22 protein-coding genes are annotated in these 18,220 nt (G+C 36.1%); 8 read left to right on the forward strand and 14 right to left on the reverse strand.

Going from position 1 to position 18,220, the window contains the following annotated elements:
• Window positions 1–48: 48 nt before the first annotated feature.
• The 3 genes from MTZ49_RS09715 to MTZ49_RS09725 all read left to right on the forward strand — a co-directional run bounded on the left by MTZ49_RS09715 (window position 49) and on the right by MTZ49_RS09725 (window position 2,143).
• On the forward strand, window positions 49–1,392 hold the full coding sequence (locus tag MTZ49_RS09715) for a hypothetical protein (RefSeq protein WP_264745357.1): 1,344 nt from the start codon (window positions 49–51) through the stop codon (window positions 1,390–1,392).
• 5 nt (window positions 1,393–1,397) lie between these two features.
• The gene (locus tag MTZ49_RS09720) at window positions 1,398–1,784 is read left to right on the forward strand and encodes a hypothetical protein (protein ID WP_264745358.1); all 387 of its coding nucleotides are present in this window, start codon (window positions 1,398–1,400) and stop codon (window positions 1,782–1,784) included.
• A 131-nt stretch (window positions 1,785–1,915) separates the two neighbouring features.
• Window positions 1,916–2,143 (forward strand): hypothetical protein, encoded by a 228-nt coding sequence (locus MTZ49_RS09725; protein ID WP_264745359.1) that lies wholly within the window; start codon window positions 1,916–1,918, stop codon window positions 2,141–2,143.
• Window positions 2,144–2,209: 66 nt separating this feature from the next.
• On the opposite strand, the gene nadC is transcribed toward MTZ49_RS09725, so the two are convergent.
• From nadC to trxA, 9 genes are all read right to left on the reverse strand, one after another.
• A complete protein-coding gene (gene nadC, locus MTZ49_RS09730) occupies window positions 2,210–3,073 on the reverse strand; it encodes a carboxylating nicotinate-nucleotide diphosphorylase (protein WP_264745360.1) in 864 nt (287 codons plus the stop codon).
• Window positions 3,073–4,188: a quinolinate synthase NadA gene (gene nadA, locus MTZ49_RS09735; RefSeq protein ID WP_413774189.1), complete on the reverse strand. Its 1,116-nt coding sequence runs from the start codon at window positions 4,186–4,188 to the stop codon at window positions 3,073–3,075. Before nadA ends, nadC begins: the two co-directional genes overlap by 1 nt.
• A gap of 89 nt (window positions 4,189–4,277) precedes the next feature.
• Window positions 4,278–4,859, reverse strand: coding sequence for a DedA family protein (locus MTZ49_RS09740; protein WP_264745362.1), 582 nt, complete (start codon window positions 4,857–4,859; stop codon window positions 4,278–4,280).
• A 39-nt stretch (window positions 4,860–4,898) separates the two neighbouring features.
• Window positions 4,899–5,300 carry a DUF4186 domain-containing protein gene (locus MTZ49_RS09745; protein ID WP_264745363.1) on the reverse strand — a complete coding sequence of 134 codons (402 nt, stop codon included), beginning with the start codon at window positions 5,298–5,300 and terminating at the stop codon, window positions 4,899–4,901.
• 2 nt (window positions 5,301–5,302) lie between these two features.
• The gene (locus MTZ49_RS09750) at window positions 5,303–6,631 is read right to left on the reverse strand and encodes a lytic murein transglycosylase (RefSeq protein WP_264745364.1); all 1,329 of its coding nucleotides are present in this window, start codon (window positions 6,629–6,631) and stop codon (window positions 5,303–5,305) included.
• A gap of 195 nt (window positions 6,632–6,826) precedes the next feature.
• Entirely contained in the window at window positions 6,827–6,982 is a 156-nt protein-coding gene (arfA, locus tag MTZ49_RS09755; RefSeq protein WP_264745365.1) for an alternative ribosome rescue factor ArfA, read from the reverse strand.
• Window positions 6,983–7,080: 98 nt separating this feature from the next.
• Window positions 7,081–7,977, reverse strand: coding sequence for a 30S ribosomal protein S6--L-glutamate ligase (rimK, locus tag MTZ49_RS09760; RefSeq protein WP_264745366.1), 897 nt, complete (start codon window positions 7,975–7,977; stop codon window positions 7,081–7,083).
• 16 nt (window positions 7,978–7,993) lie between these two features.
• Window positions 7,994–8,452 carry an ATP-dependent zinc protease gene (locus tag MTZ49_RS09765; RefSeq protein ID WP_264745367.1) on the reverse strand — a complete coding sequence of 153 codons (459 nt, stop codon included), beginning with the start codon at window positions 8,450–8,452 and terminating at the stop codon, window positions 7,994–7,996.
• 17 nt (window positions 8,453–8,469) lie between these two features.
• Window positions 8,470–8,940, reverse strand: coding sequence for a thioredoxin (gene trxA, locus MTZ49_RS09770; RefSeq protein WP_264745368.1), 471 nt, complete (start codon window positions 8,938–8,940; stop codon window positions 8,470–8,472).
• A gap of 105 nt (window positions 8,941–9,045) precedes the next feature.
• Between trxA and trxB the strand changes: the two genes are divergently transcribed.
• From trxB to MTZ49_RS09785, 3 genes are read left to right on the forward strand one after another with little or no spacing between them, the layout of a single operon-like run.
• Window positions 9,046–9,993 carry a thioredoxin-disulfide reductase gene (trxB, locus tag MTZ49_RS09775; RefSeq protein ID WP_264745369.1) on the forward strand — a complete coding sequence of 316 codons (948 nt, stop codon included), beginning with the start codon at window positions 9,046–9,048 and terminating at the stop codon, window positions 9,991–9,993.
• Between the two features lie 5 nt (window positions 9,994–9,998).
• Window positions 9,999–10,700: a leucyl/phenylalanyl-tRNA--protein transferase gene (aat, locus tag MTZ49_RS09780; protein WP_264745370.1), complete on the forward strand. Its 702-nt coding sequence runs from the start codon at window positions 9,999–10,001 to the stop codon at window positions 10,698–10,700.
• The gene (locus MTZ49_RS09785) at window positions 10,697–11,410 is read left to right on the forward strand and encodes an arginyltransferase (protein WP_264745371.1); all 714 of its coding nucleotides are present in this window, start codon (window positions 10,697–10,699) and stop codon (window positions 11,408–11,410) included. Before aat ends, MTZ49_RS09785 begins: the two co-directional genes overlap by 4 nt.
• Before the next feature lie 103 nt (window positions 11,411–11,513).
• Here the strand turns inward: MTZ49_RS09785 and MTZ49_RS09790 are convergent, their stop codons facing one another.
• The 5 genes from MTZ49_RS09790 to MTZ49_RS09810 all read right to left on the reverse strand — a co-directional run bounded on the left by MTZ49_RS09790 (window position 11,514) and on the right by MTZ49_RS09810 (window position 16,450).
• Entirely contained in the window at window positions 11,514–12,365 is an 852-nt protein-coding gene (locus MTZ49_RS09790) for a beta-1,6-N-acetylglucosaminyltransferase (protein WP_264745372.1), read from the reverse strand.
• 99 nt (window positions 12,366–12,464) lie between these two features.
• Window positions 12,465–12,731, reverse strand: coding sequence for a hypothetical protein (locus MTZ49_RS09795; RefSeq protein WP_264745373.1), 267 nt, complete (start codon window positions 12,729–12,731; stop codon window positions 12,465–12,467).
• 199 nt (window positions 12,732–12,930) lie between these two features.
• Window positions 12,931–13,488: a cytochrome b gene (locus MTZ49_RS09800; protein WP_264745374.1), complete on the reverse strand. Its 558-nt coding sequence runs from the start codon at window positions 13,486–13,488 to the stop codon at window positions 12,931–12,933.
• Window positions 13,489–13,893: 405 nt separating this feature from the next.
• Window positions 13,894–15,798: an acyltransferase family protein gene (locus MTZ49_RS09805; protein ID WP_264745375.1), complete on the reverse strand. Its 1,905-nt coding sequence runs from the start codon at window positions 15,796–15,798 to the stop codon at window positions 13,894–13,896.
• 121 nt (window positions 15,799–15,919) lie between these two features.
• Window positions 15,920–16,450: a SprT family zinc-dependent metalloprotease gene (locus MTZ49_RS09810; RefSeq protein WP_413774190.1), complete on the reverse strand. Its 531-nt coding sequence runs from the start codon at window positions 16,448–16,450 to the stop codon at window positions 15,920–15,922.
• A gap of 168 nt (window positions 16,451–16,618) precedes the next feature.
• On the opposite strand from MTZ49_RS09810, the gene ndk reads away from it, so the two are divergent.
• Window positions 16,619–17,050, forward strand: coding sequence for a nucleoside-diphosphate kinase (gene ndk / locus MTZ49_RS09815; RefSeq protein ID WP_264745377.1), 432 nt, complete (start codon window positions 16,619–16,621; stop codon window positions 17,048–17,050).
• Window positions 17,051–17,075: 25 nt separating this feature from the next.
• Window positions 17,076–18,218 (forward strand): 23S rRNA (adenine(2503)-C(2))-methyltransferase RlmN, encoded by a 1,143-nt coding sequence (gene rlmN, locus MTZ49_RS09820; protein ID WP_264745378.1) that lies wholly within the window; start codon window positions 17,076–17,078, stop codon window positions 18,216–18,218.
• The last annotated feature ends 2 nt before the right edge of the window (window positions 18,219–18,220 follow it).

Below are 18,220 nucleotides of genomic sequence, written 5' to 3' on the forward strand. Positions count from 1 at the left end.
TAATTTTGTTATTACCTTAATTCCTTACAACCTAACAGGTAAAGCAAAATGACTATATACACTATTTCTGCGCATATAAAAACTAATACAGCTTCTGAAAATCTTTACTATGATATGGAGCTGTATAAAACGGACTGGTCGGGTAACGAAACTTATGCTTTAAGACCTACAGGTAAACGCCCATTACAAGCAGATTATAAAACTCAATCCCATCCCTCACTAGAAATTAGCGACCCACCAGAAACCTGCTATATACTCTCTATCAACCTCTATCGCAAAGTGGGTGTTGACTATATCAAGATGAATCAAGACCCTATGACCGCAATAATGCCGCTAAAGGGTTTTCAAACAACAGATAAAGAATGGGGGGCTTCAAGGGAATTTGGATATTTTGAAACAGCCCAAGACACTAAAAAAGCTGAAGAGGGGCAAGTAAATACTTATAAATTAAATATATCCTCAAAACCCAGAATATTTGAAGCTAAAGAACATCCTATAGGTGATCCGCTTGATCCTTTTACTAAAGAAAAGGTTGAAGCAGAATTAAAAATTAGAATGACTAGGCCAGTGCCACCAGAATTAATAATTGATTATACTCTTCCTAAGACTGATCCTAAAAATCAAGCTATACTAAAATCTCAACAGGAAAGAAATCGAGTAAAATTTTATCCTTGGCAAGATAGATCTATGCTATGTGGTGCAGCATCGTTCTTTTACTGTTTACAAAAAGATCGACCAGATATTTATCAGCAAGTAATAAAGGAGTTATGGGAAACGGGTGAAACCAAAATAGGCTCCTTAAAAATTAAACCTAGTAAGGGAGCAAAGCATCCAGATAATTTTTTTAGAGACACAGGTATGGCAAGAGTACCTGCTATAGATTGGATAAGTTTAGCTAGTTTAGTGGATACAGATACTACTTTTTCTATAGATAAACCAACAGGACCTATGGTTAATATTTCAAGTATTACACTGGCAGAAACAATAGAGAAATGGTTTCATAAAATAGGTTGTAGGACATTATTTGATAATATTTCTTATAGCTGGCATAGTAACTTAGCAGATGTTTGTCAGTTAAATCATTATATAAAACCAGATAGTCAGCATTTAATTACCTTAATATCAGGAGCAATGCTAAAAGGAGGTGTAACTTTCTTAGGGATGAGTGCTAAAAGTCACTGGATAACATGGAATGATAAATTAAGAGTTAAAAGAGCAAAATTGACAGATCCTTTAGGTGCAGAAGTAACTACTACAACTAGCTTATCAACATTGGTTGAGTTAGAGATGTTTTCATGGGGAAATGTGAAACAATACTTAAAAGATGATATAACTTTGGGAGAGTTCTTGAAGCATACATATGGAGGAATGGTATTTACTAAAATACCTTAGTATTTATGAAAAAGAAGATCATTATTTTTTATGTAAATATCATAATTCTAATTATGCTATTAAGTAGTTGTACTCCAAAAGCAGTTTTTACTCCTGATACTCTGCCAAATGCTATAGTAGGACAGAATTATTATGCTGAAATAGATATTGCAGGAGGTTCTGGTCCTGTATCAGCAGGAGGTTTTGAGGTTTCTATGAAACCTGATGAGCTGTGGTTTGAAGTAAACCGAAAAAAGGATAATTTTTATAATAGCTTTATTATTCATGGTATACCAAAAACACCAGAAGATATAACTATAATAATAAAGGGAGATATGGTACCAACAGGATTATTTGGAAGTGGTACTGAATTTAATAAAACCTATATTATTAAAGTAAAAGAAGCAGAATGAAAAAATTAAGCATAATATTTGCTATACGTTTTTTACTAATAGATGTTCTTCATTGGAATTAATTATTATTCCTGATAATTATTGATTAAGTTATCTTAAAGTAAATAAGATTCTATCTAATAGAGGTTAATATGCCAATAGAAACAGTTGATAAATACAATAAGCGATTTCAATTTATTGATGATGACCAACAGCCTTATGCAAATTATGATTATATTGCTTATTTTGAGGATGGTACTAGTAAGCGTGGTACAACAGATCAAGAGGGTTATACTGAGGAATTTTATACAGCAACTGAACAAAAAATTAGTGTTCATTTAGTGATGGGTAACGAAAAGCAATACCTTAATATTGATTAATATACAATAAACGTAGGTAATGTATATTGAGTAGCCTGTTAGGTTAACTAACAGGCTGTTGCTATATCATACTAATCTCATTGAATAATCAGTAGCTCTTACATTTTTAGTCAGTGCACCAATTGAAATACGATCTACACCTGTGGCTGCAATGGCTTGTAACATGGTGAAATCAACCCCGCCAGATACTTCTAGCACTGCTTTACCTTTGGCAATAGAAACTGCTTTTTGCATAGCTTGATGGGTAAAGTTATCTAATAAAATAGAAGTGGCACCATTATCTAGCGCAACTTGTAACTGTTCTAAGGTTTCAACTTCAATTTGAATTTCTACATTACTATTTAATGCAAACGCAGCTTGTAATGCTTCAGCAACGCCACCAGCGCCTGCAATATGATTTTCTTTAATTAAAATACCATCATATAAAGCTAAGCGTTGATTATAGCCACCGCCCACAATAACTGCATATTTTTGGGCTAAACGTAAGCCTGGTAAGGTTTTACGGGTATCATAAATACCTATTTTACTACCTTCTACTGCTTTAACATGGTAGCGAGTAGCAGTAGCAACACCTGACAGTAATTGTAAGAAGTTTAAAGCGGTACGTTCTGCTGTCATTAATGAACGGGCAGGGCCTTGTAATTCTATTACGGTACTATCACGGGTCATTAATTGACCTTCTTGATAGTTAGCAATCATTTGAATACGGGGATCGACTTTGCGTAATACTCGATAAAACCAAGGTAAACCACAGAGTACCGCTTCCTCACGAACAATAATACAGGCTTGGCGAATATCTTCTGGTACTAATAATCCTGTCCAATCGCAATAGCCTACATCTTCAGCGAGTGCATCATTAACATTGCGTTCAATAGCTACTTCTAAATCGTGTTGATAGGGTACACCAATAGGTGATTGATAGTGGCTCATTATACGGCACCTACATTGCTAAATAAGGCTTGGTCTTTGGCAAGATCGCCACTAGCTTTAACATTAATTTGTCTATTGGTAGAAAAATCCAACATACGATTAATACCTAACTGGGCTCGTTCAGCAATGGTTTGTTCTACATGAATTTCATGAATCCCTTGCTCTAGGGTATCAGCAAGATTTTGTAGGGTATTCATCGCCATCCACGGACACATTGCACAGCTTTTACAAGTAGCGCTATTACCAGCAGTAGGGGCGGTAAAAAATTCTTTATTGGGGGCGGCTAGTTTCATTTTATAAAGCACACCACGATCAGTGGCTACAATAAAACGTTTATCGGATAACTGTTGAGCCGCTTTAATTAATTGGGTTGTAGAGCCTACTACATCTGCTTGTTCTACTACAGACTGTGGTGATTCAGGGTGTACTAATATTTTGGCATCTGGGTATTGCTGGCGCATTTGCTCTAATTCAATCCCTTTAAACTCATCATGCACAATACAGTTACCTTGCCATAACAGCATATCAGCACCTGTTTGCTCTTGGATATAGCTGCCTAGATGTTGGTCTGGTGCCCACAGAATTTTTTCACCTTGTTCATGCAGTGCTTTAACAATATCTAAGGCAATAGCAGAAGTAACCACCCAATCAGCTCGTGCTTTAACTTTAGCACTGGTATTAGCATAGACTACAACCGTACGGTCAGGGTGTTTATCACAGAATTTAATAAAATCTTCGGCAGGGCAACCGAGGTCAAGGGAACAAGTAGCATTAAGGTCTGGCATTAAAATACGTTTATTAGGGCTAAGTATTTTAGCTGTTTCACCCATAAATCGAACGCCTGCCACAATCAGCGTTTTGGCAGGATTATCGCGGCCAAAACGAGCCATTTCCAATGAGTCAGCCACGCAACCGCCTGTTTCATCAGCCAGTGCTTGTAGTTCTGGGTCTACATAATAATGAGCAACTAATGCTGCATTTTCACGTTTGAGCAATTTCTTGATGCGTTCTTTTAGTGCTTGTTTAGTTGACTCAGAAAGTTGCTCGGGTACACTGGCTAATGCTTCACGGATGCTAAGCGTTTGGCCTGCAATAGGAAACGTATAGCTAATCATTTTTTCTGACATGGTACTTTATAAACCCTAACTGTATGAAGACCAACTGTGTTATTTACCATGGTAAAAATAAATTACACTTATTAATTTTACTCACTATTAGTTTTTTTAGTATGACGATGACGTCTACCTATAACCGTTCGTATTAAGAAGAAAATACTAAATACAACTATTGCAATTACTATGACAGGGAAAAGATTATTGCCTATTTTTTGTAATTGCTCTTGAAAAATTCTACCAGCACTATAACCAATAGTTACAAAGATAGACGACCATAGTGCGGAGCCTACTGCATTACAGATAATAAATCGTACACTATTCACACCAGCTATGCCAATAGAGATAGGTCCGATAGTCCTTAATCCATAAAGGAAACGTAAGCACACAATAGCGAGTAAATCATGTTTGCGAATCATTGTTTCTACTTTTTCGATCTTATCTTTATGCTTAGGTAACTTTTCGATGATAGCAGGGCCGTAATAATGACCCACTAAAAATAATACAGAATCGCAAAGCCAAGCACCTATAAAAGCCATAAAATAGACCATAGGTAAACTTAACGTAGTATTAGCTGCTATGCCGCCTAATACAGCTACTGTTTCACCCTCAATGATAGCGCCTAAAACGATAGCAATATAACCATATTGAGCAATAAAAGAAGCTAAATCCACACTAAATGCCTAGTAAAGATAATTGATGAAAGCTATATATTATAGCAAGGATAAATTCCGACTAGTATTTTTTATTGATTTTACTTTACCCAAGTCTAACCAGTACATGATAACCGTAACAATATATTGCTGTTGTGCAGAGGTTAATGGTTGGTTTTTAGGAATACCATGCCATTTTTGTAAACAACCTCGACAACAAGTAGCTGTAGCATGTTGTGCTACAAACACGGGATGGCCTTTCCATGGGGTTTGTTTACCATCATTAACAGGCTGTGCAGGCGCTAAGCGTTGTGCAATAAATTCAACTGCATGCTGAGTAATAATTTGTTTACCTTTTTGTTGCAGGTAAAAATAATCTTTAGCATTAAGGGCAATATTACGACGAAATTTTGATTGATTTAGCCGCTCGAAGAGTGCAGCTAAATCATCTGTTGTAGGCATAACTAATGAATACCCTTGAGTTTATTTAACAACTCATGGCTAGGGTAACCATCAGCAGGCAAGCCAATACTTTGTTGATAACTACGCAATGCTTGACGGGTATTAGCACCAATAATGCCATCCGCATGACCAGCACTATAGCCATGTTGATTAAGTAAACTTTGTAATTCTTTGCGTTCAGTTCTGGAGAGTGGTTTATCTTCAACAGGCCAACTACTTATAACTTTGCCTGCTTTACCTTTTAAATTATCCATTAATAAACTTACTGCTAAGGCATAAGAGGTAGAGTTATTATATTTCATAATAGCAAAGAAATTACGATACACAATAAAAGCAGGACCACGGGCTCCTGCAGGTAAAATAATCGCTGCTTGTAAACTGTGTTCTGTAGTAGCAATAGCCTGACCATTAACCAACGTTACCCCCATTGCTGACCAGTCGGCAACAGACTTTTTAGTGCTAATATCTGTAAGGTAATAGTTAAAGTTGGTTGGTAATTTAACCTCGTGTCCCCATGTTTCTTTGTATTGCCAACCTGATGTTTTTAAGTAGTTAGCGGTAGAGGCGAGGGCATCGGGTACAGAAGTCCAAATATTACGATGACCATCTTTATCGAAATCAACCGCTAAAGCTAAATAAGTAGTAGGAATAAATTGAGTTTGCCCCATTGCCCCTGCCCATGAGCCAATCATATCCTTACTGTTTACATCACCATTTTGTAAGATTTGTAAAGCAGCAATTAACTGCTCCCTTGCAAAACTAATACGTCTACCTTCATAAGCTAATGTAGCCAGTGAGCGAATAACATTCTTATTACCCGTAAAGCCACCGTAACCACTTTCCATGCCCCAAATGGACACCATTACTTCTTGGTCAACACTATATGTTTGTTCAATAGCGTCTATTGTTTGTTTGTGTTCTTGAATTTTCTTTTCGCCATTAGTAATGCGAGTGGCAGATACGGCACTACTCAAATACTCCCAAACTGGGCGAGTAAATTCTGGCTGACTATAATCGGCTTTAACCACATCTGGGTCGGGTGTTACACCATTAAACGCTTGCTCAAAAACTTGCTCATTAATTCCTTTGGCTAAAGCAAAATCTTTAAAATCAGCTTTCCAAGCATTAAAACTTTGAGTAGGTGCTAAAAATCTAACTTCTGGTTCTTCTGTCGTTGTTTGTTTAACAGTAGGTTGTGGGGTTACTTTAGCCTCAACAGTCTTTTCTTGTGCAACTGTAATAGCCGTTTGCTCTGTGTAAGCATCTGTAGCGGGTTGTGAGCAAGCAGTTAACAATAATGTTAATCCTGCACAAGTAACACGATAGAACATGGTAACCTCAATTAAAACGGCTATTAATAAAGAAAGATACTATTTTACCGATTTAATAAGGAATAGTCTTTAGCTTAATGGATGATGGTTTTTATTTGTTTGTTGTGTTGCTAAATTGAAGATAAATAACAAAAAGTAATCAGAAGGGAGAAACAATAAAGAAATTATAGAAGAGGGGATAAAAATAATAGTTTGTTAAGCAACAAAAGCCTCATCATAACGGTTGTTACGTGAGGCTTTACGGTTATAGCTGCCTTTACCTTTGGCTGGTTTTTCAGAAAAGCTACGAAATTGTGGTTGCATAACTAAACGTTTAGCCTTACTAGGCTCTCTACGCATTTTCTTGGTCATAAAAATCCCTCTATAGGTGTGTTAATTTAAGGCATGTATAGTGGCAGATTTTACAAATAAAGCAATCGGCTTAAGCCAGTAATTAAGCAATGGTTAAGTTATTTTTTTAGCTTTTTATTATTAATATAATTATTTTCTAAATACTCAATCATTAAGTTCGCAATATCTTTTTGAGTTATTGCCTCAATACCCTCTAAGCCGGGTGAGGAGTTTACTTCCATTACCAGTGGCCCACGATTGGAGCGTAGAATATCAACGCCTGCTACATGTAAGCCTAGTACTTTGGCTGCTTTGACTGCTATTGCACGTTCTTTGGCAGTGATTTTTATAGGTTCAGCTGTACCACCACAGTGTAGGTTAGAGCGAAAATCACCTGCTTGTGCTTGGCGTTTCATGGCAGCAACAACTTTACCACCAATGACAAAACAGCGAATATCAGCACCTGCTGCCTCTTTAATATATTCTTGCACCATCATATGGTGTTTGAGTTTCATAAAGGATTGTAGTACAGATTCGGCTGCTTTTTTAGTTTCACAGAGTACTACACCTAGCCCTTGAGTGCCTTCTAACAGTTTAATCACTAAGGGTGCACCACCTACCATTTGAATAAGGTTGGCAATATCATCAGGGGAATGGGCAAAGCCAGTGATAGGTAGGTCGATGCCTTGTGTTGAAAGCAGCTGCAAACAACGTAATTTATCCCGTGAACGAGCTACAGCACCTGAGTTATTCAGTGTAAAAATACCCATCATTTCAAATTGCTGTAATAAGGCACAACCATAGAAGGTGATGGATGCACCAATTCTAGGGATTACTGCATCAATATCATTTAATGATTCACCTTGTGAGTGGATCTGTGGTTGTTGGCTAGTAATATTCATATAAGCCCGTAAAGGGTTTATGACTATCATTTGATGGCCGCGATGAGTACCTGCCTCAAGTAATCTATTGGTCGAATAAAGTTCAGCGTTACGTGACAGAATAGCTATTTTCATAGAGTGGTTAACTCAACTATTTAGGTAAAAGACTAAACAGCGGTTTAGGTTGCACATAAGAAAGTGCTGGATTAACCAGTAACTGACCATCAATAAGCGCATTAGAACCCAAAAGTACACGGTATTGCATGGATTTACGGCAAGCTAATGTAAACTCAACTGGCCAAGTCCGATTACCTAGTGCTAATAGGGTGCGAATAACATAACGGCTTTGACTCTGCCCATTAGAGCTTTTAATAGTTTTAGTACTAACCAATAGTGCTTCACAGCGATGGCCCCGCTGTACTAAAGTACCTATATGGGCAGTGAAACGAACCCATTTTTGACCATTACGCGTAAAAACTTTGCTATCGGTAGCATGGAGACTGGAGGTAGTTGCTCCAGTATCAATTTTTGAACGTAATCCAACAACCCCTAGCTCAGGGAGGCTAATCCATTCATTTAGGCCAACGACAAAAGGGGCTTGTTGGGTCATCATGGTTCTCAGATAAATTAAGCGTTTTGTTGTTCAGCAGCAATTTCTGCTTTGATCTTTTCCATATCAAGACCACGTACTTGCTCGATTAAGTTTTCAAAGTCAGCCGCTGTTAAAGCACCTGCTTCAAAATAAACAACTACTTGTTCACGAAATACAGCAATGGTTGGAATAGAGCGAACCCCAAAACTACCTGCTAGTTCTTCTTGCTCTTCGGTATTGATTTTACCGAAGACAATATCAGTATGTTTTTCAGAAGAAGCTTCAAACGTAGGTGCAAAATTACGACATGGGCCACACCATGCTGCCCAGAAATCTAAAATAACAATATCGTTATTTTCAATAGTTTGTTCAAAGTTTTCTGTGGTTATTTCAATAGTAGCCATAAAATTTATCTCGTTAATTAAAGTTAAAAATAAATGCTTATTGCGGCTATTGTACTGTGTTTGTGTAGCATAAATACAATAGTAATTATGTCCTAAGTTCATTAATTAAATTTATTGATACTATTAATTTTCACTGCTGCATATCTTTTAATGGAATGTTGTACAATAGTGCCAATTTTAAATAATGAATGCTGAAGCGAGATTGTTATGACTGATGTAAAACACTCTAAAGTAATTGTATTAGGTGCTGGCCCTGCAGGTTATACAGCAGCTGTTTATGCAGCACGTGCTAATTTAAATCCATTATTAATTACGGGTATGCAACCAGGTGGTCAATTAACCACAACTACTGAAGTTGATAATTGGCCAGGTGATGTAGAGGGTGTACAAGGCCCTGCATTAATGGATCGTATGCAAAAACATGCCGAGCGTTTTGCCACAGAAATTGTATACGATCATATTAATAAGGCTGATCTATCCAAAAAACCTTTCACTTTAGTGGGGGATAGTGGTACTTATACCTGTGATGCTTTAATTATTGCTACAGGCGCGTCTGCTCAATACATCGGTTTACCTTCTGAAGAACGTTTTATGGGTAAAGGTGTTTCTGCCTGTGCAACCTGTGATGGTTTCTTTTATAAGAAACAAGTGGTAGCGGTAGTGGGTGGTGGTAACACAGCAGTTGAAGAAGCACTGTATTTATCTAATATAGCTAAAGAAGTACATCTTATTCACCGTCGTGACAAGTTACGTTGTGAAAAGATTATGCAGGATAAGCTGCTAGAAAAAGCAAAATCAGGCAATGTGGTGATTCATTGGAATACCACGCTTGATGAAGTATTGGGCGATAATATGGGGGTTAATGGTGCGCGCTTAAAAGATGTTAATACAGGTGCAACCACTGATCTTGATTTGATGGGCGTATTTATTGCGATCGGTCATAAACCCAATACAGATATTTTCCAAGGTCAATTGGATTTAGATAATGGTTATATTAGATTGCACGGTGGTAAACATGGTGTCACTGCTACCAGTGTAGAGGGTGTGTTTGCAGCAGGTGATGTGGCAGACCAAGTATATCGTCAAGCCATTACATCGGCAGGGGCAGGTTGTATGGCTGCATTAGATGTAGAACGTTATTTAGACGGAATATAACAGCAGTGACATTAGCCCTATTGGCAGATGAAAACTTAGATTTTCCACCTTTAGAAAATGCGTTAACAGAGCCTAATGGCCTGTTAGCGGTGGGTGGTGATTTATCTCCAGAACGTTTAGAAGCCGCTTACCGCCATGGCTGTTTTCCTTGGTTTAATATGGATGATCCTATTTTATGGTGGTCTCCTGATCCAAGGATGGTGTTATTTCCTGAAAAGTTACATGTTTCACGAAGCATGCTGAAACTATTGAAGAAATCACCCCTTGAAATTACCTTTGATAAGGCTTTTGCTGCGGTTATTAAAGCCTGTAGTGAGCCACGTAGCTATACCGATCAAACGTGGATCACAAAAGATATGCAACAGGCTTATATTACTATGCATAATAAGGGCTTGGCACATTCTGTAGAGGTTTGGTTAGAGGGGCAGCTAGTGGGTGGTTTGTATGGTTTATTATTAGGCCGCTTGTTTTTTGGTGAGTCAATGTTTAGTCGCGTGAGCAATGCTTCTAAACTTGGTTTTATTCATTTGGTCTATAAGTTAAGAGATGCTGGTGTAGTGTTAATTGATTGCCAGATGCATACTACACATTTGCATAGTCTGGGGGCTGAGTTAATAGCGCGCCAAAAGTTTGCAAACTATTTACAAGAATATCAAAATCAATCAATGACTATTGATTGGCAGTGTAGTAGTGGGATTGTTGTATGAAAAATGATCTGGCTAATATTAATCTTTATTTAACAGATCCACATCCCTGTAGTTATTTAACAGATCAACAAGCTTCTACCATTTTTGTTGAGCCTAATGTCACGCTTACTAAAAATCAATACACAGAACTATCCAGTTTAGGGTTTCGGCGTAGTGGTAGCTATGTTTATCAACCCCATTGTGCAAATTGTCATGCATGTATTCCAGTACGAGTAATCGTTAATCAATTTGAACCTAATCGCCAACAAAAACGTATTATCCGTTACAACCAAGATTTACAGATTAAGCAAGTAAAACCTCAATTAACTAAAGAATATTTCTGGTTATATGAGCGTTATATTGGTATGCGCCATACGGATGGAGATATGTATCCTGCTACTCGAGAGCAATACCAAAGTTTCCTAGTGGATGCGCCTGATTATTGCTCTTTTTATGAGTTTAAAAAGGATGGTCAGTTATTGGCAGTGGCGGTGGTTGATTTATTAGAAGACAGCTTATCGGCTGTTTATACATTCTTTGAACCTTTAGAGCATCGTCGTAGCTTGGGGCAATATGCTATTTTGTGGCAAATAGAAGAATGTAAACGTTTGGGATTATCTTATTTATCTTTAGGCTATTGGATTAAAAACTGTCGCAAAATGAGCTATAAATTACAATATAGACCTGTTGAATTATTTATTAATCAACGCTGGATACAGTTAAATAGTTAACGCTGGTTATTGTTCAAAAGATCATTAGGAACATACTATTAAAAATATAGGAAACTCCTAAAAATCTCTTGTATTTAGCTTACAAAGCTTGTTGCTTTAATCATTAAGCTACAACTGTATTAGTTATATGTTGTTCAAGAATTCCTAAAATAGCACTGTCAGTGTTCTCATCAAATTTACGGGCAAATAAGTTTTTGCTGTCAGTTAAGCTTTTAGCATCCTCAGTTATTAAATCTCTAGGGCGTAATTTAATGGTTCCCATTGGAATCCAATCAATAAATCTTTTATCAGTATTTACTAAGTTATTTTTATAACTAGTATTCATGATAACGGTTTGAAAAAAACTTTCGTCTGCAATTAATGTATTTTTGTAAAACGCTTTAAACCGTTTGACCTCTTTATTATGGGTTACAAACTCACAAAATTTTCGTGTTAGAATCATCCACTGATTACCAATATAAGGTGTTGCATCCTTAAGAAACTCACGCTTGGAAACTGTTGTATTGGTAGCGATAACATGATCATCAGTTTCAATAAAATAGTTTTCTATACGGTGTAAAGTATTTGGTCGTAATTTGGCTTGATCAGATACTTTTAAAAAATCAGTATCTTTATGTTCTTTTAAAAAATTAAAAATATATTCCTGTGATTTTAAAGGAAAATCTTGCCCACTAAGGTTGATAAAGAACTGCCATGTGTTACTCTTTTTCAAGAGTTCGGCAATGCCTCGTAGCTCAATATCTACTAAACTATATCCACCCCAGATGGCTTTTTCACTTTTCAGTAAGGAGACATTAGGATAGTCATTTAAGAATTTAGAGAGTTCAGCTTTTATATTGCTGTCTGATTTTTCATCAATATGGATAATATAACAATTATCTGGATGATAAATAGCCTTGAATAGTCTTTTAAATTGATTAGGATAGCGGTGCATCATGATAAGATAAGCAATCATGAGTATCTCCATAGGGTTAGTGCTATTAACTTAATTAACAGCACTAATAAGTGGTTTTTTTAAAATAAAATGGTTTTTAATAGGGCTATTGTTAGCGATTTAACTAGCGTGTTTATCCCAAATAGCCTCACCAAGGCCATTAACAGTATGGACAGAATCGTAACCTGCTCTAGCATAGAGTTTAAGTATTATTTTGTGGGTTTTATGTTTGTGGATAGCAAGTGATTTTAATTTATTAAGTATTGGCTTAGCAGGTTCTAGCCAATGCTTGGTGATAGAGGTTACATAACTAATAAAGGATTGTTTATTGGTAAAACTGGCAACTTCTTCTTCTAAATGTTTTATGGATCTTAATGAAAATTTCATAAGAATACTCCGAATGAGTTCTATTAATTGAATAGAACTATGCCTTGAATATACACGCATAATTGAAACTGAGGTGGCTTAGAGTATTTCTTGATATGTCGTTACAGTGCGCTTAATAGATTTTTTAAGCGTTTAGTTATATATGCCATCCTTGGCAATTAATTACTAAGTAAAACTTGTTTAGTTTGTACTCGTAATATTATTTCTTATGTTTGCCATGATCAGGTGCCATACTGATAAGTACATTGTCTTTATCAATAAAATGGTGTTTTAAAGCAACTAAGATATGGCCTGCTACCATTAGGCCACAGAACCAGCCTAGGTAAGTATGGATCTCTCTCATTAATCCAGTATATTCAGGTTGTGGACCTGTTAATGGCGGTAGAGTGAATAATCCTGCAAATAATACCGGTTTATTAGCAAAAGAACTAAGTAACCAACCACTTAGTGGCATGCCTATTAATGCTAATAAATATAATGCAAGATGGCCTAATTTAGCCATTTGTTGCATATGCTTACTCATTGTATTAGGTAACGCGGGTGGGGTATGAGTAAGGCGCCAAATAATACGGATAACTATAAGTGCTAGTAAAGTACTGGCAACTGCTTTATGTAAGATGGTTAAGCCATGTTGTGGGTTGAAGGTATCACGGCCATAGACGGCCATCATGCCAATAATCCAAACAAATATCCAGATAAAGGCCATTAACCAGTGTAGGATTTTAGCAGTTGCTGTATAGGAATGTGATTGAGTCATTTGTTCTCTTCAATAAAGGCTGTTGGTATTATTTTTAAATAACCTTAATAAGGTTAATAATAAAAAGTATAATCATTTAATTTTACCTAAATTAGCCGTGGGGAATCAACAATGGCATGGACTGTTCTATATTTAGTGATAATTAAGCAGTTATTTTTAACGTTTTGAAAGTGTTTTACTAAGCCAATAACTATTTTATGCGGTTTTTATGCTTGGAGATTGTGTTAATTAATAGGTGGGTTATTGCTAAAACTACAGATAAAAATGGTTGGCTTTTGCTGTGCTGATTTGATTTTGACAGACTTGTTATAAAGGAATCTCAAAATCAAAGCCATATGGGCTATCTACAGTAATTTACAGCCTGCATAAACAGTTTACTTATTGTAAAATTATATTTAATAGTAGTTAAGGGGAAGCAAAAATATCCTTGAAAAGAGGTATTAATATTTTACTTCCTTTAAAATTAAGGTGATTATCATCGCTATAAAGTGGTATACCATCTTCTGATGCTATACATTCTTTGCCATCAGGACATAGATAAGGTATTGGGTCTAGCAGTTGTGCGCCACAATTTTGTTCTGCATCAGTCATGATCGAGAGTATAAACTCTTGGCGTTTATAGTAGTCTTCAATAGCTAATGTTATATCTGTTGGCGTTTTTAGAAAATGTTTTTGCATTTGTAAGCTTTTAACAACATTATATTGCATTTCTGGAATTGGTTTAACAATATAAACTGGACGTCTTTGTTTAATTTTACAAATAGTGTCTATGAATGTTGAACGATAGGTTTGCAAGTATTTTTCACGGTTATCATTATTAATATTAGGTAAGAGTACAAAGTGACCACCTATGTCTGCAGGGTCTGGGTATAGGCTAGCACGATTAGCAATAATCACAGGTAAATCAGTGTAGCTTGTTTCTAAACGCTCAAAAATTCGGTGAGTAAACTTTTGGCAAATAGCTGTTTCGCTGGCGTTTTTAAATCTAAAATTAGTGTCTAATATTGGGCAGCCACCGCGCGCCCATATAATTGTTTTTTGAGGGTTGGCTAGATGTACCGCAGTAATGAGCGCACCTGCATGGCTATCGCCAATTAATATAGCCGTAGCTTGCCCTTTACCATACTCACAATCAGATATATTTTTATCAATAACAGTGCATTGTTTGTCTAATAATGAAGGTGTGGTTTGTTCTTGTTTCACTGTTAGTTCGTCATAGCGATATTTTTTTACTAAAGAGGCAATGGATGGGGATACAACACCTCCTAATAAAATGATTACAGCAAAGTATTTTATTACAGCGACACGGCGACTGTTTTTTCTGCGTAGAAAGAATTGTTCAACAATAAAGTAAGATAAGCTAGCCATCACAAAAGAGGCAGTAATACCAAGAATGACAAATAAAGTTATATTAATAATGCCGCAATAATAAAGGAATACAGCAATAGGCCAATGCCATAGATAGAGTGAGTAAGAAATCTTGCCGATAAATTGAGCAACATTATTATTGGTAATAAATAATTCACTATTACCATAGAGAACCATTATTGTTCCTACTACGGGAATTAAAGTTAAATAACTTGGCCAAGCAGTTCCCTCAGTAATAAAAAAGAAACCAAAAATAATTAATAATAAACCGATAATAGCTAAGCTAGAACGGGTTTTATTCGTTAAAGAGATTGGTAGTAGAAAAACTAAACCACCTGCTAACATTTCCCAAGCGCGAGTAGGCAATAGAAAGAACGTAGAAGTTGGATCTTGATAAACAAGTATATTGGCAGCAACAAAAGATGCTAGGGTAGTAATTATTAGTATTATCTTGGTGATTGGCTCTTTCAGGTATTTACAAAGTAAAGCTACTATAATTGGGTAGATAATATAAAATTGCCATTCTACTGATAATGACCAAGTGTGTAGTAGCCAATTTTCTTGGGGTGGGGTACTAAAATAGTTGGAATCGTTGCCATAAGATATATTGGATTTAAAGAATAAACTATTTTTTATATCTCTTAGAAGACCTCTATAGTCATCTGGATACAAATAGAAATTCCCTAATATCATCAATATGATACATAGTATGACTAATGCAGGAATAATACGCTTAGCACGAGCAATATAAAAATCAATAATGGAAAAGTTATCTTTTCGAATACGGTCAAAAATAATCCCTGTCATTAAATAGCCAGAGATTACAAAAAAAACATCCACACCAGAGAATCCACCGCTAAAACCACTGATATGAAAGTGAAACAACAGAACAGCAAGTACTGCAAATGCGCGTAGTCCGTTTATGTCTTTTCTAAATGTCATAATTATAATTTTATCAGTCAACAGGTGAAATCAAGCGTTATACAGTAATAGATTTTCTAAGTATAACCAAAAAAATGTTAGTTTTTGTAATGTTTTGTTAAGAAATGGATCAATTCACTTGTTACTGATAATTAATCTTATGAGTATAGATTAACGTTTGTTTACAGCTTCTACAAATATACCGAGCGCCTTGTTGAATAGCATTATGTCGCCTGATAGTTAAAGGATGTTGTTGGTTACAAGGGCATTGATAAATAAAATAGCGTTTTAGTTTTTTTGCTACTTCGTAATGATGACAGCGTTCAGCAGGTAACTGATAAACCTTTTGCATAATAAGTTGCCATTCCTTGCCATGGGGTTTAATTTTTAAACCAAATATTTGATAGGCAATAAGATGGGCTACTTCATGGGGAACAGTTTGTTTTAAAAAGTGTTGTTGATTATCAAGTAATAGTTGCTTATTAAAGCGTAATAGGTTTTTTTGTGGTGTAGCTGTACCAGCATTGTAACCCTTTAAATTTAATTGTACCTGAGGTCGTTCAAAGGAGCATTTAAAGAAGTATTCTGCTTTTTGATAACAGTATTCAATAACAGCTTGTAATTGTGTAAATAATTGATCTGTATTGAGTAAGTTGGTAGATGGTTGGTGCATTGCTTTAACAGAGGTATAATAATTCATAGAATATTGATAAATCCATTATAACAAGTAAATCACAGGATTTGCTATTTTGTTACATTAGTGGTGTTTTAGTTATAGGATTGTGTTAATAATTTGAGTATAATTAATCACTTTAAGTCTAATTTATTTTTAGGAGTTTTTATGGCTGTTGAACGTACCCTTTCTATTATTAAACCTGATGCCGTTGCAAAGAATGCTATTGGTGAAATTATCAGCCGTTTTGAAAAAGCAGGTTTAAGCGTAGTTGCTGCAAAAATGGTACAGTTATCTGAGCGTGAAGCAGGTGGTTTTTATGCAGAGCATAAAGAGCGTCCTTTCTTTAAAGATTTAGTATCTTTTATGACTTCTGGCCCTGTAGTTGTGCAAGTATTAGAAGGTGATAATGCAATTGCTAAAAATCGTGAATTAATGGGCGCGACAGATCCTAAAAAGGCAGATAAAGGCACTATCCGTGCTGATTTTGCTGTGTCTATTGATGAAAATGCGGTGCATGGCTCTGACTCTCCTGAATCTGCTGCTCGTGAAATTAGCTATTTCTTCGCAGCTACTGAAGTATGTGCACGTATTCGTTAATGCTGTTGATGTTAGGTAGTTATTTATGAGTAATGCGACTGATATGTTAAATTTACTGGGACTGACTCAGTCGCAGCTAGAGGACTTTTTCGAATCAATTGGTGAGAAACGTTTTCGAGCAGGGCAACTAATGAAGTGGATACACCATTTTGGTGTAGATGATTTTGATAATATCACTAATTTTGGCAAAGTATTAAAAGAAAAGTTAAAAGAACGTGCAGAAATACGTGGCCCGGAGATTATTAGCCAAAATATCTCTAAGGATGGTACGCGTAAGTGGGTTATCAAGGTTGACTCTGGTAATTTAATTGAAACAGTCTATATTCCACAAAATAATCGAGGTACCCTCTGTGTTTCCTCTCAAGCAGGTTGTGGTTTAGACTGTAGTTTTTGCTCAACGGGCAAGCAGGGTTTTCATAGTAACTTAACGGCGGCTGAAGTTATTGGACAAGTTTGGATTGCTAATAAGTCTTTTGGAACTATTCCAGGTAAAATTGACCGAGCGATTACTAATGTTGTGTTAATGGGCATGGGTGAACCCTTACTTAATTTTGATAATGTAGTAGCTGCCATGCAAATTATGATGGATGATTTGGGGTATGGTATATCCAAGCGCAAAGTAACTATCTCAACTTCAGGTGTGGTGCCAATGATTGCTGAATTAGCTAAACACGTTGATGTATCTTTAGCCATTTCACTGCATGCACCTAATAATGAGTTACGTAATCAGCTAGTTCCTATTAATAAAAAATATCCATTAGAACAGTTATTAGAAGCTAGTCTCAGTTATATTTCACGATTAGGTGAGAAAAGAGTATTAACTATAGAGTATACTTTATTAAAGGGTGTTAATGATCAGGTTGAGCATGCTGAGCAAATGATTGCTTTATTGAAGAATGTGCCTTGCAAAATTAATTTAATTCCTTTTAATCCGTTCCCTCATTCAGGTTATGAACGTCCTAGTAATAATGCAGTCAGAAGATTCCAAGATATGCTTTATAATGCAGGGTTTAATGTAACTGTCCGTACCACTAGAGGTGAAGATATTGATGCAGCTTGTGGTCAACTAGTAGGACAGATTAAGGATCGAACGCGTCGTAGTGAGCGCTATATTGCATTACGTGAAGTAGCTACTGAAGAATCATTAGCCACAGCAGTCGTTAAATAGTA

This window comes from Entomomonas sp. E2T0 (genome assembly GCF_025985425.1).
Taxonomy (GTDB): domain Bacteria; phylum Pseudomonadota; class Gammaproteobacteria; order Pseudomonadales; family Pseudomonadaceae; genus Entomomonas.

Excerpts from the sequence above, each read along its gene's own strand:
- MTZ49_RS09750 (WP_264745364.1), bottom strand. The coding sequence starts at position 6,631 with ATGTTCTATCGTGTTACTTGTGCAGGATTAACATTATTGTTAACTGCT.
- trxA (WP_264745368.1), bottom strand. The coding sequence starts at position 8,940 with ATGAACTTAGGACATAATTACTATTGTATTTATGCTACACAAACACAG.
- ndk (WP_264745377.1), top strand. The coding sequence starts at position 16,619 with ATGGCTGTTGAACGTACCCTTTCTATTATTAAACCTGATGCCGTTGCA.
- MTZ49_RS09805 (WP_264745375.1), bottom strand. The coding sequence starts at position 15,798 with ATGACATTTAGAAAAGACATAAACGGACTACGCGCATTTGCAGTACTT.
- nadA (WP_413774189.1), bottom strand. The coding sequence starts at position 4,188 with ATGATTAGCTATACGTTTCCTATTGCAGGCCAAACGCTTAGCATCCGT.
- rimK (WP_264745366.1), bottom strand. The coding sequence starts at position 7,977 with ATGAAAATAGCTATTCTGTCACGTAACGCTGAACTTTATTCGACCAAT.
- MTZ49_RS09715 (WP_264745357.1), top strand. The coding sequence starts at position 49 with ATGACTATATACACTATTTCTGCGCATATAAAAACTAATACAGCTTCT.
- arfA (WP_264745365.1), bottom strand. The coding sequence starts at position 6,982 with ATGACCAAGAAAATGCGTAGAGAGCCTAGTAAGGCTAAACGTTTAGTT.
- MTZ49_RS09720 (WP_264745358.1), top strand. The coding sequence starts at position 1,398 with ATGAAAAAGAAGATCATTATTTTTTATGTAAATATCATAATTCTAATT.
- rlmN (WP_264745378.1), top strand. The coding sequence starts at position 17,076 with ATGAGTAATGCGACTGATATGTTAAATTTACTGGGACTGACTCAGTCG.
- MTZ49_RS09785 (WP_264745371.1), top strand. The coding sequence starts at position 10,697 with ATGAAAAATGATCTGGCTAATATTAATCTTTATTTAACAGATCCACAT.
- nadC (WP_264745360.1), bottom strand. The coding sequence starts at position 3,073 with ATGAGCCACTATCAATCACCTATTGGTGTACCCTATCAACACGATTTA.
- MTZ49_RS09765 (WP_264745367.1), bottom strand. The coding sequence starts at position 8,452 with ATGACCCAACAAGCCCCTTTTGTCGTTGGCCTAAATGAATGGATTAGC.
- MTZ49_RS09725 (WP_264745359.1), top strand. The coding sequence starts at position 1,916 with ATGCCAATAGAAACAGTTGATAAATACAATAAGCGATTTCAATTTATT.
- MTZ49_RS09790 (WP_264745372.1), bottom strand. The coding sequence starts at position 12,365 with ATGATTGCTTATCTTATCATGATGCACCGCTATCCTAATCAATTTAAA.
- MTZ49_RS09745 (WP_264745363.1), bottom strand. The coding sequence starts at position 5,300 with ATGCCTACAACAGATGATTTAGCTGCACTCTTCGAGCGGCTAAATCAA.
- trxB (WP_264745369.1), top strand. The coding sequence starts at position 9,046 with ATGACTGATGTAAAACACTCTAAAGTAATTGTATTAGGTGCTGGCCCT.
- MTZ49_RS09800 (WP_264745374.1), bottom strand. The coding sequence starts at position 13,488 with ATGACTCAATCACATTCCTATACAGCAACTGCTAAAATCCTACACTGG.
- MTZ49_RS09795 (WP_264745373.1), bottom strand. The coding sequence starts at position 12,731 with ATGAAATTTTCATTAAGATCCATAAAACATTTAGAAGAAGAAGTTGCC.
- MTZ49_RS09810 (WP_413774190.1), bottom strand. The coding sequence starts at position 16,450 with ATGCACCAACCATCTACCAACTTACTCAATACAGATCAATTATTTACA.